13 protein-coding genes are annotated in these 13,661 nt (G+C 72.8%); 8 read left to right on the top strand and 5 right to left on the bottom strand.

Going from position 1 to position 13,661, the window contains the following annotated elements:
• Nucleotides 1-5 precede the first annotated feature (5 nt).
• Complete coding sequence (locus tag ACFYW5_RS02620; protein WP_389415097.1) at nt 6-2,120, bottom strand: prolyl oligopeptidase family serine peptidase; 2,115 nt, start codon at nt 2,118-2,120, stop codon at nt 6-8.
• Between the two features lie 177 nt (nt 2,121-2,297).
• Here ACFYW5_RS02620 and ACFYW5_RS02615 point away from each other — a divergent pair, with 177 nt between their 5' ends.
• From ACFYW5_RS02615 to ACFYW5_RS02600, 4 genes are all read left to right on the top strand, one after another.
• A complete protein-coding gene (locus tag ACFYW5_RS02615) occupies nt 2,298-2,492 on the top strand; it encodes a hypothetical protein (protein ID WP_250077487.1) in 195 nt (64 codons plus the stop codon).
• Between the two features lie 33 nt (nt 2,493-2,525).
• Nucleotides 2,526-3,419, top strand: a complete 894-nt coding sequence (mshB, locus tag ACFYW5_RS02610; RefSeq protein ID WP_389415096.1) for an N-acetyl-1-D-myo-inositol-2-amino-2-deoxy-alpha-D-glucopyranoside deacetylase — start codon at nt 2,526-2,528, stop codon at nt 3,417-3,419.
• Nucleotides 3,419-3,832 carry a DUF6113 family protein gene (locus ACFYW5_RS02605; RefSeq protein ID WP_389415095.1) on the top strand — a complete coding sequence of 138 codons (414 nt, stop codon included), beginning with the start codon at nt 3,419-3,421 and terminating at the stop codon, nt 3,830-3,832. Before mshB ends, ACFYW5_RS02605 begins: the two co-directional genes overlap by 1 nt.
• A gap of 158 nt (nt 3,833-3,990) precedes the next feature.
• Nucleotides 3,991-6,192 carry a hypothetical protein gene (locus tag ACFYW5_RS02600; protein WP_389415094.1) on the top strand — a complete coding sequence of 734 codons (2,202 nt, stop codon included), beginning with the start codon at nt 3,991-3,993 and terminating at the stop codon, nt 6,190-6,192.
• A gap of 60 nt (nt 6,193-6,252) precedes the next feature.
• Here ACFYW5_RS02600 and ACFYW5_RS02595 read toward each other — a convergent pair whose 3' ends face one another.
• Both ACFYW5_RS02595 and ACFYW5_RS02590 read right to left on the bottom strand, forming a co-directional pair.
• The gene (locus tag ACFYW5_RS02595; protein ID WP_389415093.1) at nt 6,253-7,119 is read right to left on the bottom strand and encodes a tetratricopeptide repeat protein; all 867 of its coding nucleotides are present in this window, start codon (nt 7,117-7,119) and stop codon (nt 6,253-6,255) included.
• A 30-nt stretch (nt 7,120-7,149) separates the two neighbouring features.
• Nucleotides 7,150-8,160 carry a GNAT family N-acetyltransferase gene (locus ACFYW5_RS02590; protein ID WP_389415092.1) on the bottom strand — a complete coding sequence of 337 codons (1,011 nt, stop codon included), beginning with the start codon at nt 8,158-8,160 and terminating at the stop codon, nt 7,150-7,152.
• Nucleotides 8,161-8,300: 140 nt separating this feature from the next.
• Here ACFYW5_RS02590 and fdxA point away from each other — a divergent pair, with 140 nt between their 5' ends.
• Nucleotides 8,301-8,621 carry a ferredoxin gene (fdxA, locus tag ACFYW5_RS02585; protein WP_003985062.1) on the top strand — a complete coding sequence of 107 codons (321 nt, stop codon included), beginning with the start codon at nt 8,301-8,303 and terminating at the stop codon, nt 8,619-8,621.
• Nucleotides 8,622-8,730: 109 nt separating this feature from the next.
• Nucleotides 8,731-9,825 carry a bifunctional succinyldiaminopimelate transaminase/glutamate-prephenate aminotransferase gene (locus tag ACFYW5_RS02580; RefSeq protein ID WP_389415091.1) on the top strand — a complete coding sequence of 365 codons (1,095 nt, stop codon included), beginning with the start codon at nt 8,731-8,733 and terminating at the stop codon, nt 9,823-9,825.
• A 62-nt stretch (nt 9,826-9,887) separates the two neighbouring features.
• Here ACFYW5_RS02580 and ACFYW5_RS02575 read toward each other — a convergent pair whose 3' ends face one another.
• Both ACFYW5_RS02575 and ACFYW5_RS02570 read right to left on the bottom strand, forming a co-directional pair.
• Nucleotides 9,888-10,343, bottom strand: coding sequence for an ATP-binding protein (locus ACFYW5_RS02575; RefSeq protein ID WP_389415090.1), 456 nt, complete (start codon nt 10,341-10,343; stop codon nt 9,888-9,890).
• Between the two features lie 312 nt (nt 10,344-10,655).
• On the bottom strand, nt 10,656-11,624 hold the full coding sequence (locus ACFYW5_RS02570; RefSeq protein WP_389415089.1) for a heavy metal transporter: 969 nt from the start codon (nt 11,622-11,624) through the stop codon (nt 10,656-10,658).
• Between the two features lie 83 nt (nt 11,625-11,707).
• Between ACFYW5_RS02570 and dapE the strand changes: the two genes are divergently transcribed.
• A complete protein-coding gene (dapE, locus tag ACFYW5_RS02565; protein WP_389415088.1) occupies nt 11,708-12,787 on the top strand; it encodes a succinyl-diaminopimelate desuccinylase in 1,080 nt (359 codons plus the stop codon).
• Nucleotides 12,788-12,888: 101 nt separating this feature from the next.
• Entirely contained in the window at nt 12,889-13,647 is a 759-nt protein-coding gene (locus ACFYW5_RS02560) for a TIGR00730 family Rossman fold protein (RefSeq protein ID WP_389415087.1), read from the top strand.
• Nucleotides 13,648-13,661 lie beyond the last annotated feature (14 nt).

The following is a 13,661-nucleotide window of genomic DNA, read 5'->3' as shown; positions in this document are numbered from 1 at the left end:
CGTCCCTACAGCCCCAGCGAGCGCTTCAGGAAGTCCACCTGGAGCAGCAGCAGATTCTCCGCGACCTGCTCCTGGGGCGTCATGTGCGTCACGCCCGACAGCGGCAGGACCTCATGCGGGCGGCCCGCCGAGAGCAGGGCCGAGGACAGCCTGAGGGCATGCGCGAACACCACGTTGTCGTCGGCCGTGCCGTGCACGATCATCAACGGGCGGTGGCCCTCGGCAGGGGCGGACAGCCCCTCGTCCGTCACCAGGGAACTCTTCGCGTACGACTCCGGATGCGCGGCCGGGCCGCCCAGGTACCGCTCCGTGTAGTGGGTGTCGTACAGCCGCCAGTCCGTGACCGGCGCGCCCGCGATGCCGGCGTGGAAGACGTCCGGGCGGCGCAGCACCGCGAGCCCCGCCAGCCAGCCGCCGAAGGACCAGCCGCGGATCGCCACCCGGGACAGATCGAGCGGGTGCGTTGTCGCGAGGTCCTGGAGGGCATCGATCTGGTCGTCGAGGGCAACCGTCAGATCGTGGTGGATCGCCTTCTCCCACGCGGGCGAGCGACCCGGCGTGCCCCGGCCGTCGGCCACGACCACGGCGAACCCCTGGTCGGCGAACCACTGCGAGGTGAGCAGCGCGTTGTGCGCGGCGACCACCCGCGGGCCGTGCGGGCCGCCATAGGGGTCCAGCAGCACCGGCAGGGAGGCGTCACCGCGGTAGTCCGTTGGCATAAGCACGGCGCACGGGACACGCCGTGCGCCCCCTTGGATGAACGTCACGCGCGGGGACAGACCAGGATCTTCTGCGTACGAAGGGATGATCGCCACCGGCTTCCCGTCCCGGAGGACCCGCACCCGCGGCCCCGGCCGGTCCAGCGAAGCGGACACCCATACGGTCACGCCCCCGGCCCGCACCGCCGAGTGCACCCCGGGCTCCTGAGACAGGCGCTCCACCCCGAGTTCGTTCACCCGATAGACATGCACCTCACCGATCTCCGGATCCGCCGCGGCCTCCCCGGCGGACGCCGAGACCAGCACGTCGTCGTCCGAGACGTCCAGCACCGCACGGATGTGCAACTGCGCACCCGTCAGCGGGCGTTCGCCCACCGTGAGGACCCGCGCGCCACCCTCGTCGATGATCCGCACCAGCTGCCCGGAAGGGGTCCAGCACGGCACCCCGGGGAAAAGTTCCAGCCAAGTTGGATCTTCGTCCGCGTGCACCATCCGGGTCACCCCCGACTCCGGGTCCACGGCCAGGAACAGCTGGCTGCGCTGGTCGCGCGCCTGGACGAGCAGCAGCGGAGCACCCGCCGCTGACCAGTGCACATGCGCCAGATACGGATAGCGGGCCCGGTCCCACAGCACCTCCGTGCGCCCCCCGTCGAGGCCGATCACGAACAGCCGTACGTCCGCGTTGGCGGTCCCCGCCGCCGGATACGCCACCTTCTGCGGCGCACGTTCCGGATGGGCCGGATCCGCGATCCACCACCGGCTCACCGGCGTGTCGTCCACCCGGGCCACCAGTAGCCGGTCGGAGTCCGGACCCCACCAGAAGCCCCGCGAACGCCCCATCTCCTCGGCCGCGATGAACTCCGCCAGACCGTAGGAGACCTGCTCGGGCTCCTCCTCGGCCAGCGTCCGGTCCCCCTCGCCCTCGGCGCCGACCACGTGCAGGGCGCCCCGGGCGACGTAGGCGACATGGCGGCCGTCGGGGGAGGGGCGTGGGTCGATCACCGGTCCGCGGACGGGGAGTTCGCGTGCCGTCCCGGCCCGCAGCTCGGCCACGAAAAGGCGGCCTGACAAGGTGAAAGACGCCAGCTCCAGGGCCGCGTCGGTGGCGTAACCGACGATGCCGGCGCCCCCCTCGCGGCTGCGTTCGCGCCGGGCGCGCTCCTGCGGGGACAGGCGTTCCGCCGTACCGCCCAGGAGGGCGCGCGGGTCCGCCGCCACGCGCTCCCCGCCGTCCCGGCAGTCGAGCACCCACAGCGCGTTCGCCCGGTCCGTACCGGAGGAGGAGCGCAGGAAGGCGACCCGGGAGCCGTCGGGCGCCACGGTGAACGCGCGCGGCGCGCCGAGCGTGAACCGCTGGGTGCGGGCGTGCCGTCGGGGAAAGGAGTCGGACCTCGTCGTCATGGACCGACCATATTGGCCATGCGCCCCCTTGTGCGGCCGTGCGCCATCCGATGCGCGCGTACGGATAGTTATGATCACTAGCGCATAGTGGGTATGAACCCGCTGGCTGCAATATGGATTTATCTGCCCCCCAAGTCCGACCCCCCGCGCTCCTGGGAACTTTGGAGGTGAGCCGCCGTGGCACTCTCGATTTCGGCGGTGGTGCTGCTGGCGATCATCGTCTTCTTGCTCGTCAAGAAGTCGGGACTGAAGGGCGGTCATGCGCTCGTCTGCATCCTGCTCGGCTTCTATCTCGCCTCCTCGACCATGGCGCCCACGATCAACGACCTGACCACGAGCGTGGCCAGCATGATCGGCAGCATCAAGTTCTGATCACCCCGGGGCCGCCCCCTTAGGGTGGGGACCATGACGGAACTGCCCTCCCGGCGTCTGCTGCTGGTGCACGCGCACCCGGACGACGAGTCGATCAACAACGGCGCGACGATGGCCGCGTACGCCGCCGAGGGTGCCCATGTGACCCTGGTCACCTGCACACTCGGCGAGCGTGGCGAGGTCATCCCACCCGGCTTCGCCCAGCTGTCCGGCACCGCCCTCGGTGAGCACCGCCTGGGCGAGCTGGCCGCCGCCATGCGCGCGCTCGGCGTCGACGACTTCCGTCAGCTCGGCGGCACCGGCCGCTACCGCGACTCCGGGATGATGGGCCTGCCCGACAACGACGACCCCGACTGCTTCTGGCAGGCCGACGTCGACGAGGCCGCCGGTCACCTCCTGGAGGTGATCCGCGAGGTACGTCCCCAGGTCCTCGTCACCTACGACGAGAACGGCGGCTACGGCCACCCGGACCACATCCAGGCCCACCGCGTCGCCATGCGCGCCGCGGAGCTCGCGGCCGAGGCGGGCTGCCCGGTCGCCAAGGTCTACTGGAACCGGGTCCCGCGCACCGTCGGCGAACAGGCGTTCGCCCGTCTGGCGGCCGCCCTGCCGGAGCTGCCGTTCACCGAGGCGGCCACCCTCGACGACGTTCCCGGAGTGGTCGGCGACGAGCGGATCACCACCGTCGTCGACGGCACCGCCCACACCGCGGCCAAGACCGCCGCGATGGCCGCACACGCCACCCAGATCGAGGTGGCGGGGGAGTACTTCGTCCTCTCCAACGGTCTCGCCCAGCCCGTCTTCACCACCGAGTACTACGAGTTGGCGCGCGGCGAGCGAAGCGAGATGGGGGTCCCCCCGGCCGAAGGCTGGGGGAGGGCCGCGACGCCGGAGACCGACCTGTTCGCGGGGATCGAGGACGCCTGATGAAGAACGACCGGACGCCGATGCTCGCCCAGCCCCTGGGGCCGCCCTCCTTCACCCGGTTCGCCCTGCTCCTCGGCCTGTTCGTGCTCGGCGCGCTCGTCGCCGCCGCCGGCGCGCTGATCCAGGGGGCCTGGTTCCCGGGCGGCCTGCTGCTCGCGCTCGCCGGGGAGATCGGGCTCTGCCTCGGCGGGGCGCTGATCGCCCGCGGCCGGGCCGGGGCCGTCGCGCCGGCCGGCGGCTGGATGCTCGCGGTCATCCTGCTCACCGCCAGCCGCCCCGAGGGCGACTTCGTCTTCGCCTCGGACGGCGGCTCCTACCTCTTCCTGCTCGGCGGCATGGCCACGGCTGTGATGTGCGCCACGCTCGCCCCCACGCGGCAACCGGACGACGATCGGGTCCGACTTGGGAAGTGACGTACCACTTCTCCGCGCCGCGCACGTGCGAGTCCCGTGGGGTTTCCCCGGCGGTCGTGGGATACGGGCCAGAGGTGGCCAGTATGGTGGTGGCGCCGCCGAGCCGCCCGGAGCAGTGAGGACGAGTCGGGCGGCGGAGCCAACCGGGAGAACCTGCCTTGAGTCGTGAAACTGACAGTCCGTCCTCCGGGCCCAACGGGCGCGGCGGAGCCGCTTACCCTTCGGGCACGCCGCCTTACGGGACGCCTGCGGTTCCCGACGGCGGTCCGGATGCGGGCCGTTCGGCCGCGCGGCCGGAGGAACGCAAGACCGAGACCACGCTGACCACCCGGATCCGGATCAACATCCCCGGATCGCGGCCCATTCCGCCGGTCGTCGTGCGCAAGCCCGTCGGGGACGGCGAGAACTCCGACGCGGGCGCCGGGACCGAGCCGCCCGCGCCGGGAGCCGCCGCGTCCGCGCGTCCGCCCGAGCCTCCCGCCGACCCCGCGGCTGCGGCCGAGGACAAGACGAGCGAGTGGTTCGTACCGCGTAAGTCCGCGGCCCCGAAGGGCGGTACCGGCGGCGGCCAGAGCAACGGCGCCGGTGCGCCCGGCGGTTCGGCGCCCTCGACTCCGCGCCCCGGTGCGGGTGCGGCCGGTGCGCCGGGTACGGCCGGTGGCGCGGGTGCGCCGCGGCCCGGTGGGGTCGTGGGCTCCATGAACACGCAGGGCGGGGCCCGTCCCGGCGCCACCAACGGCGCGGGCGCGACCGGCGGACCGGTGGCGCCCGGACACGGCGGCGGCACCGGCTCCTTCGACGTCACCGAGGCGCTGGCCGCCGGCCCGCGGGGCCCCGGCGCCCGCCCCGGCGACGAGGCCCACCGCGGCGACCTGCCGTACGTCTCCGGCAACGGCGGCCAGAACGGCAACGGCGGCTATGGTGCCCAGAACGGCTACGGCGCCCAGGGCATGCCCGGCGGCCCGGGCGGCGGCCCCGCCGGTCCCGGCGGCCCCAGCGGCTTCAACGGCCCCGGTGGACCCGGCGCCCCCGGCGGCCGGGGCGGACAGCAGGGCCCCGCCGGCCCGACGACCGGCCCCGTGACCGGCGACGGCCCGCTGGTGCCCCCCATGGGCGGCGTCCCCGGCACCATGGGCGGCGTCCCCGGTATGCACACCCCCGGCGGCGGCCTGAGCGACGACACCGCGATCCTCACCCCGCAGAAGCCGGCCCCCGAGCCCGGCACCCCCGGCTACGGCAACCCCGCCGACAACGTCTCCGGGCACACCGTCACCAGCGGCATCCCGGTGGTCCCGCCCGCCGTCCAGCACCCGTTCGGGCCGGGCGCGCCCACCGACGGACCGCTGCCCCACACGCCCCCGAAGCTGCCCGAGCCGGTCTCCCCGAACGTGCCCTCGGCGCCCGCGCCGAAGAAAAAGAAGGGCCGCGGCAAGCTGGGCCTGCTCACCGGCGGCGTGATCGTCCTGGCCGGTGGCCTCTACGGCGCCGGGCTGCTGATGAACCACTCCGACGTGCCCAAGGGCACCACCGTGCTCGGCGTCGACATCGGCGGCGGCACCCGGGACGACGCGGTCAAGAAGCTCGACGACGCCTTCGAGGGCCGGGTGAACAAGGAGCTGAAGCTGACGGTCGGCGGCAAGACCGTCGCCCTGGAGCCGGACCAGGCGGGGCTCCAGTTCGATGCCGTGGCCACCGTCAGCGAGGCCGCGGTGAGCGACTACCACCCGGTCTCCGTGGTGGGCTCGCTCTTCGGCCAGGAGCGAGTGGTCGAGCCGGTCATGCCGGTCGACGAGGAGAAGCTCCAGGCCGCGCTGGAGAACGCCGCCGGCGGCTCGGGATCGGTGGCCGACGGCACCATCACATTCGAGTCGGGCAAGGCCGTCGCCGTGTACGGCAAGGCGGGCCAGGGCATCGACGTCGCGAAGTCGACCGACGCGGTCGAGGAGGCGTACCGCACCCAGGTGGAGACCGGCACGGCCCCCGCGGTGCCGGTCGCGACGACCGCCAAGGAACCGACGGTCGACAAGGCCGAGGTCGACCGGATGATGAAGGAGTTCGCCGAGCCCGCGATGTCGGCCAACGTCATCGTGCGCACGGACGCCACCCGCTTCATCGAGTTCAGCCCGGAGAACTCCCTGTGGAAGTTCCTCCGCGTCAAGGCCGTCGACGGCAAGCTCGTCGACAGCCCCGACCTGAAGGCGCTCGAGGAGCTCTACGGCCAGACCTTCGACGGGGTGCAGATCACCCGGGGCACCGGCAAGAAGACGGCCGTCACCCCGCAGGACGTCTACGTCGCCCTGCGCCAGGCCCTGCTGAGCACGTCCGACCGGGACGTCACCATCGAGACGAACCCGAGCTGACCGGGCCCGGAGTGCCGCACGACCCGCGTCGTGCGGCACTCCGGACACCCGTCGCGGCGGTCAGTTGAGCATGGCCCGCGCGGCGTGCGCCTGCTGCTTGACGCGGGCCGCGGCACCCGGATCCACCGCCGCCACCACGTCCGCGTACGCCTCCAGCTCCACCGCCCCCTCGACGAAGCTCCCCCGCTGCACCAGCACCTGGGCCCGCTCGTAGCGCAGCCGCGCCGGATGCGAGGGCAGCAGCAGCGCCAACTCCACGGCCCACAACGCCACGTCCGACCGCTCGGGCCGGGCCGCGGCCCACGCCCGGACGTTGTTCAGGATCCGCGCGACGACCTCGAGCGGCGCCGCGGGCACCAGCATCGACGGATGCAGGGACGCCCCCGTGGCCCCGGCCACCAGCAGCTCGGCATCCGCCCCCGTCATGGCCCGGCCCCCGTCGAACGGATCGGCCAGCACCTGCTCGCCCGGCTCCCCGAACCCCACGACGAAGTGCCCCGGCAGGGCGAGGCCGTACACCGGCGCCCCGGCCCTGCGCGCCACCTCCATCCACACCACCGACAGCAGGATCGGCAGCCCGCGCCTGCGGCGCAGCACCTCGTGCAGCAGCGAGGACTCCAGCCGCTGGTAGTCCCCGGGGGTGCCCCGGAAGCCGAGCCGGTCGCCGAGCAGTTCGCGCAGGGACACGGCCCAGGAGCGCGGGCCGCCCGGCCGGAACGGCAGCTGCCCGGCCAGCCGGTCCAGTTCCATCTGGGCCGCGTCCAGGCCGTCCTCGTCCAGCGCGCCGTCCGCCTCGGCGCCCACCAGCAGACACAGCGTCGACAGATCGGGCCGCTCGCAGCGGGCCTCCTCGGCGAACCGCCGGCGCAGCTCGATGGAGCGTTCCGGAGGCGGGGGGTTGGGGGGAGGGGGATCGGGGGGAGGCATAGCAGGCTCGTGCCCTCTCGCGGCGATCGGTTACCGGCCGGAGCCGGAGTTCCCCGGCTCGCGGTAGTGGTGGTACGCGTGATGCGCCGAGAAGCCCGTCCCGGCGTACAGCGCCCGGGCCGCCGTGTTGTCCGCCTCGACCTGCAGCCAGGCCGCCGACGCCCCCTCGTCCAGGGCCCGTCCGGCCAGCGCGGCCATCACGGCGGAGGCGAGCCCCCGGCGCCGCAGCGCCGGATCGACCTCGACGGCGGCGAAGCCCGCCCACCGCCCGTCGACGACGCACCGCCCGATGGCGGCAGGGACGCCGTCCGCACCGGGAACGGTCGCGAACCACACTGAGGGACCGCTGCCCAGCACCTTCAGGGCGACCTCGCTCAGGCCCCTGCGCTGGTAGCGCGCCAGCCATGCCCGATCCGCCGACCGGGACAGCACGACCTCGGCCGGCTCCTCCCGGTCCGCGAGCGGGGCCAGCGCCCCGGTCCACAGCTCGGCGGTCACCTCACGCGTCCAGCCCCGCCGCTCCAGTTCCGCGCACAGCAGCTCCTGGGTGCCCTCGGCGCCGGTCGCGGTCTGCACGTAGGCGGGCAGCCCGCGCTCGCCGTACCACCGCCGTACGACGGACAGCGCCTCGTCCAGGGGCAGGCCCGGGTCGCCCAGCGGGAGCACGGAGTTGGCGCGGCGGGTGAAGCCGGAAGCGGCCCGCAGCTCCCACGCGCCGAGCCGGTCGCTCTCCACCGGGCGCCACGCGCGCGCCGAGACGTGCGCGAGCTCCTCGTACGAGGCGGCGGGGCCCCGGCGACGGGCCGGAGCGCTCGGCACCACCTTCCCCGCGACCAGCGACGATTCCGCGATGCGGACGGTTTCGCCGCTCTTCCGTGTGATCAGCAGCACACCGTCGTCCCATGATGCGAGAACACCCACCGTGTCGGTGAACTTCTCACCCGCCCGCGCAGGATCGTCCAGGCGCCGTACGGACACCCGTTTACCCACGTCAGCAGCGGTGATACGGACCTCAAGGCGCCCGGTCGCTGAGATTTCCACAGGTCTGTTCACCCCTCCTGTTCGGATCGTGCCCCGGAACGGAGATACTAGGGGCGGGCATCGACGACGCCGCGCTCCCGCGCGCCAGGCGGCGGAGCCTGTGGAGGCCCGCCAGCGCCCTATCGAGGAGGAACGACAGCGTGACCTACGTCATCGCGCAGCCTTGTGTCGACGTCAAGGACAAGGCGTGCATCGAGGAGTGCCCGGTCGACTGCATCTACGAGGGCTCCCGGTCCTTGTACATCCACCCGGACGAATGCGTCGACTGCGGAGCCTGTGAGCCGGTGTGCCCGGTCGAGGCGATCTTCTACGAGGACGACACTCCGGAGGAGTGGAAGGACTACTACAAGGCCAACGTCGAGTTCTTCGACGAGCTCGGCTCCCCCGGCGGTGCCAGCAAGCTCGGTCTGATCGAGCGGGACCACCCCTTCATCGCCGCGCTGCCGCCGCAGAACGGCTGAGAGCGGCCCGCATCACCGCGCCGCCTCGGTCCCGCACGGCCTGATCGCCTCCGATCGCCTGCGGGGCCGAGGCGTTTGCCGTACGGACGAGAAAGTGAGCCAGATCCCCGTGTCCGCAGTCTCCGACCGTCTCCCCGCCTTTCCCTGGGACAAGCTGACGCCGTACAAGGCGACGGCCGCAGCGCATCCGGGCGGCATCGTCGACCTGTCCGTCGGCACCCCGGTCGACCCGGTCCCCGAGCTGATCCGGAAAGCGCTGGTCGAGGCGGCCGACTCGCCGGGCTATCCGACGGTCTGGGGCACCCCGGAGCTGCGCGACGCGATCACCGGCTGGGTGGAGCGCCGGCTCGGTGCCCGCGAGGTGACCCACCGGCACGTGCTGCCGGTCGTCGGCTCCAAGGAACTGGTCGCCTGGCTCCCCACCCAGCTGGGCCTCGGCCCCGGCGACCGCGTCGCCTACCCCCGCCTGGCCTACCCGACCTACGAGGTCGGCGCCCGCCTCGCCCGCGCCGAGTACGAGGTCTACGACGACCCGACCGCGCTGGACCCCGAGGGCCTGAAGCTCCTGTGGCTCAACTCCCCCTCCAACCCGACGGGCGAGGTCCTGCCGAAGGAGGAGCTGACCCGGATCGTCGCCTGGGCCCGGTCGCACGGCATCCTGCTCTTCTCCGACGAGTGCTACCTGGAACTGGGCTGGGAGGCCGACCCGGTCTCGGTGCTGCACCCGGACGTGAACGGCGGTTCGTACGAGGGCATCGTGGCCGTCCACTCCCTCTCCAAGCGCTCCAACCTGGCCGGTTACCGCGCCGCCTTCCTGGCCGGTGACCCGGAGGTCCTCGCCCCGCTGCTGGAGATCCGCAAGCACGGCGGCATGATGACGTCGGCGCCGACCCAGGCGGCCGTGATCGCGGCCCTGGGCGACGACGACCACGTCCGTGTCCAGCGCGACCGCTACGCCGCCCGCCGCGAGGCGCTCCGGACGGCCCTCGTGCACCACGGCTTCCGCATCGAGCACAGCGAGGCCAGCCTCTACCTGTGGGCCACCCGCGGGGAGTCCTGCTGGGACACGGTGGCCCATCTGGCCGAGCTGGGCATCCTGGTGGCGCCGGGCGACTTCTACGGCGAGGCCGGCGCGACGTACGTACGCGTGGCGTTCACGGCGACGGACGAGAGGGTGCGGGAAGCCGTGCGGCGGCTGTCCTGAGGCATACGCCGAAGGGGTCCAGGAGAAGACTCCTGGACCCCTTCGGCGTTCGGCCGGGAGGATCAGCCTCCGAGCGGCAGGCTGCCGACCGGCAGGGAGCCGGCCGGCGGCAGGCCGCCGCCCTTGGTCAGGGAGTCCGTCGGCAGACCGTCCTTGGTCGCCGTGGACGCCGTGTCGCCGAGGACGTCCCCGGCCGACCCGGCCGCTTCACCCGCGGTCTTCTGCGCGACGGGCGTCGCCTTCTTGACCGCCTTGCCGCCGGTCTTGCCCGCGGCAGGCACCGCCTTCTCGACCGCCTGGGCGCCGGCTTCGCCCGCGAGCCCGGTGGCGCTCTGCGCCGCAGCGTCGGCTGTGTTGCCGACGCTCGCCGCGTCCAGGGCGGTCAGGCCGCCGAGGTTCTTGGCGGCGGGCAGTTCGGGGGCCGCGCTGGCGGAGCCGGCCGTACCGACCCCGGCGGCCGCTCCCGCAGCGACGAGCAGCGCGGCACGGGCGATGCGGCGGGTCAGGGGGAGGGTCATGATGCTCCTTCGACGGGTCTGTCTGGTGAGAACGGTGATGTCCTCGACCGGAGGTGATCTCCGGCCCCGGACGCAGTGACTACCGCTCGAAGCCCGCGAAGGTTGCGGCGAAGTAACGTAAAGACTTGGTAATGCGTCGCATTATCGGCTGTGGATAAAAACGGGCAAAGAGTCCGCGCCCGGAAAGCCTGCTGAATGCTTACAGCCCTTTGTTCTCAAGGGTTTTCCGGGATTCACGGATACCCGCGCCAAAACCCGCGCACCTCGGGAACCCCCGGCCCGCGCGGTAACCCGCACGGGTGACGTCCCGCACTACTGCGCGGTCACGATCCGGACCGGTCCCGCGTTCTTCTCGGCGCCCGCGGCCCCGTCGGTCTCGGTCGCGCGCCACTGGCTGTCCGTGTTCCCGGCGGTCCACTCACGCCCGGCGTACGAGACCTTTTCGATGCGCAGGGCGGAGGCGTTGGCCACGGCCCAGTGCGCGAGCTGCCAGCCGCGCTGCGTCACCCCGAGCCCGCCGCTGCCCTCGGTCACGGGCAGCGTGAGGGTCCTTGCGTCGCGTCCGGCGCCGGGGGAGGCCGCGGGAGTGGGGTCCCCGTCGCCGACCACGGCACCGGCAGGCTCCAGCACGTCCTGCCCGAAGTCCCGGGCGAGCGCGGTCCGTACCGCGTCGGTCCCCGCCACCCGCGTGGTGCCCGGGCGCCCCTCGCAGGTCAGCGTGGCGGCGGAGTGGCCGGTCAGGGCGGCGGCGAGCAGAGCGGCGTCCGGCTCGTGCTTGGCGTAGGCGTCCGGGAAACCGCTGCGCTGCACGCGCTGCGCGGCGACGGTGAGCGGCAGTTCCGTGTAGCCGTCCACCTTGACCAGGTGGTCGTAGAAGATCCCGGCCGAGTAGGTCGGGTCCATGACCTCCTGCTCGGTGCCCCAGCCCTGCGAGGGCCGCTGCTGGAACAGGCCGAGCGAGTCCCGGTCGCCGTAGTCGATGTTGCGCAGCGCCGACTCCTGCAGCGCGGTGGCGAGCGCTATGGTCACCGCCCGCTCGGGGAGGTTCCGCCCGGTGCCCACGGCGGCGATCGTCGCCGCGTTCACCGCCTGCTCGGGCGTGAACTCGTACGCCGCCCCGTCACCGTCGGCCGAGACGACCTTGCAGCCGGGCGCTCCGGCGCCTCCGGTGACGTACTGGACGACGAGATAACCCGCGACGGCGAGCAGGACCACGAAGGCCGCCCCGCAACGGTAGAGGCGGCCGCGGCGGCGTCGGGGAGTGGTGGACGGCTCTGGCACGCGTACAAGGTACTGGAGAGTAGAGCGACGCCGGAGTCCGGTGGGCAAAGTGCCCGGGAGACGGGAGCGCTAGGGTCGAGGGCATGCCCGAGACCCCGCTTGACCTCACGCTGGACGCCGCGCGGCTGACCGCGCAGCTCGTCGACTTCCCCTCCGAGAGCGGCACCGAGCAGCCCCTCGCGGACGCGATCGAGACCGCGCTGCGGGCCCTGCCCCACCTGACGGTCGACCGGTACGGGAACAACGTCGTGGCCCGCACGGACCTCGGGCGTCCGGAGCGCGTGATCCTCGCCGGGCACATCGACACCGTGCCGATCGCGGACAACGTCCCCTCCCGGCTGGACGACGACGGCGTCCTCTGGGGCTGCGGCACCTGCGACATGAAGTCCGGGGTGGCGGTCCAGCTGCGTATCGCGGCGACGGTTCCCGCCCCCAACCGCGACCTGACCTTCGTCTTCTACGACAACGAAGAGGTCGCCGCACACCTCAACGGCCTGCGCCATGTGGCCGAGGCACACCCCGAGTGGCTGGCCGGCGACTTCGCGGTGCTGCTGGAGCCGTCCGACGGCCAGGTGGAGGGCGGCTGCCAGGGCACCCTGCGGGTGCTGCTGCGGACGAAGGGCGAGCGGGCGCACTCGGCGCGCGGCTGGATGGGCGCCAACGCGATCCACGCCGCCGCCCCGATCCTGGCCCGCCTCGCCTCCTACGAGCCCCGCCGGCCGGTGATCGACGGCCTGGAGTACCGGGAGGGCCTGAACGCGGTCGGCATCTCGGGCGGGGTGGCCGGCAACGTCATCCCCGACGAGTGCGTGGTGACGGTCAACTTCCGCTACGCCCCCGACCGTACCGAGGAGGAGGCGCTGGCCCACGTCCACGAGGTGTTCGCGGACTGCGGGGTCGAGGAGTTCGTGGTGGACGACCACAGCCCCGGGGCGCTGCCGGGCCTGTCCCATCCGGCGGCGGCCGCCTTCATCACGGCGGTCGGCGGGACACCGCTGCCGAAGTACGGCTGGACGGATGTCTCCCGCTTCTCCGCGCTCGGCATCCCGGCGGTCAACTACGGCCCCGGGAACCCGCACCTGGCGCACAAGCGCGACGAGCGGGTGGAGACGGCGAAGATCCTCGCGGGCGAGGAACGCCTGCGGACCTGGCTGACGGCGTGAGGACGCGGGGATCGGCGGGCGCCGGACATGCCGATGTCCCCCCTCCGTAACCCGCGTAGATCTACGCTGAGGTGGAACGACGGCAAGTGGAGGGAGCGCACATGGCTACCGGGAACCCCGCGGGGAAGAAGCAGCCGCCGGAGGAACAGCGCCTGGGACCCGTCCTCCGGAGGCGCGGTCAGGTGCAGTCGAGCACGACGGACCAGAGACTGCTGGACGAGCGCGCACCCTCGGACTGGGTCCACACCGACCCCTGGCGCGTCCTGCGCATCCAGTCGGAGTTCATCGAGGGCTTCGGAACCCTCGCCGAACTGCCGCCCGCGATCAGCGTCTTCGGCTCCGCCCGGACCCCACAGGGCTCGCCCGACTACGAGGCGGGGGTACGCCTCGGGCGCGCCCTGGTCGAGGCCGGCTGGGCGGTCATCACCGGCGGCGGACCCGGCGCCATGGAGGCGGCCAACAAGGGCGCCTGCGAGGCGGACGGCGTCTCGGTCGGCCTCGGCATCGAACTGCCCTTCGAGCAGGGGCTGAACCCTTACGTCGACATCGGTCTGAACTTCCGCTACTTCTTCGTACGGAAGATGATGTTCGTCAAGTACGCGCAGGGCTTCGTCGTGCTTCCCGGCGGCCTCGGCACGCTGGACGAGCTGTTCGAGGCGCTGACCCTCGTCCAGACGCAGAAGGTCACCCAGTTCCCGATCGTCCTCTTCGGTACGGAGTACTGGGGCGGTCTGGTGGACTGGCTGCGCAACACCCTGGTGGCCCAGGGCAAGGCGTCGGAGAAGGACCTGCTGCTCTTCCACGTCACGGACGACGTGGACGAGGCGGTGGCCCTGGTGTCGAAGGAGGCGGGCCGCTAGCGCGGCACGCCGGG

The sequence above is a fragment of the Streptomyces sp. NPDC002779 genome (assembly GCF_042888685.1).
Taxonomy (GTDB): domain Bacteria; phylum Actinomycetota; class Actinomycetes; order Streptomycetales; family Streptomycetaceae; genus Streptomyces.
This window is presented reverse-complemented; position numbering and strand designations above follow the sequence as displayed.

Bases quoted from the DNA above. Each gene is read 5' to 3' on its own strand.
- ACFYW5_RS02620 (WP_389415097.1), bottom strand. From the start codon at position 2,120: ATGACGACGAGGTCCGACTCCTTTCCCCGACGGCACGCCCGCACCCAG.
- mshB (WP_389415096.1), top strand. From the start codon at position 2,526: ATGACGGAACTGCCCTCCCGGCGTCTGCTGCTGGTGCACGCGCACCCG.
- ACFYW5_RS02605 (WP_389415095.1), top strand. From the start codon at position 3,419: ATGAAGAACGACCGGACGCCGATGCTCGCCCAGCCCCTGGGGCCGCCC.
- ACFYW5_RS02595 (WP_389415093.1), bottom strand. From the start codon at position 7,119: ATGCCTCCCCCCGATCCCCCTCCCCCCAACCCCCCGCCTCCGGAACGC.
- ACFYW5_RS02575 (WP_389415090.1), bottom strand. From the start codon at position 10,343: ATGACCCTCCCCCTGACCCGCCGCATCGCCCGTGCCGCGCTGCTCGTC.
- dapE (WP_389415088.1), top strand. From the start codon at position 11,708: ATGCCCGAGACCCCGCTTGACCTCACGCTGGACGCCGCGCGGCTGACC.
- ACFYW5_RS02560 (WP_389415087.1), top strand. From the start codon at position 12,889: ATGGCTACCGGGAACCCCGCGGGGAAGAAGCAGCCGCCGGAGGAACAG.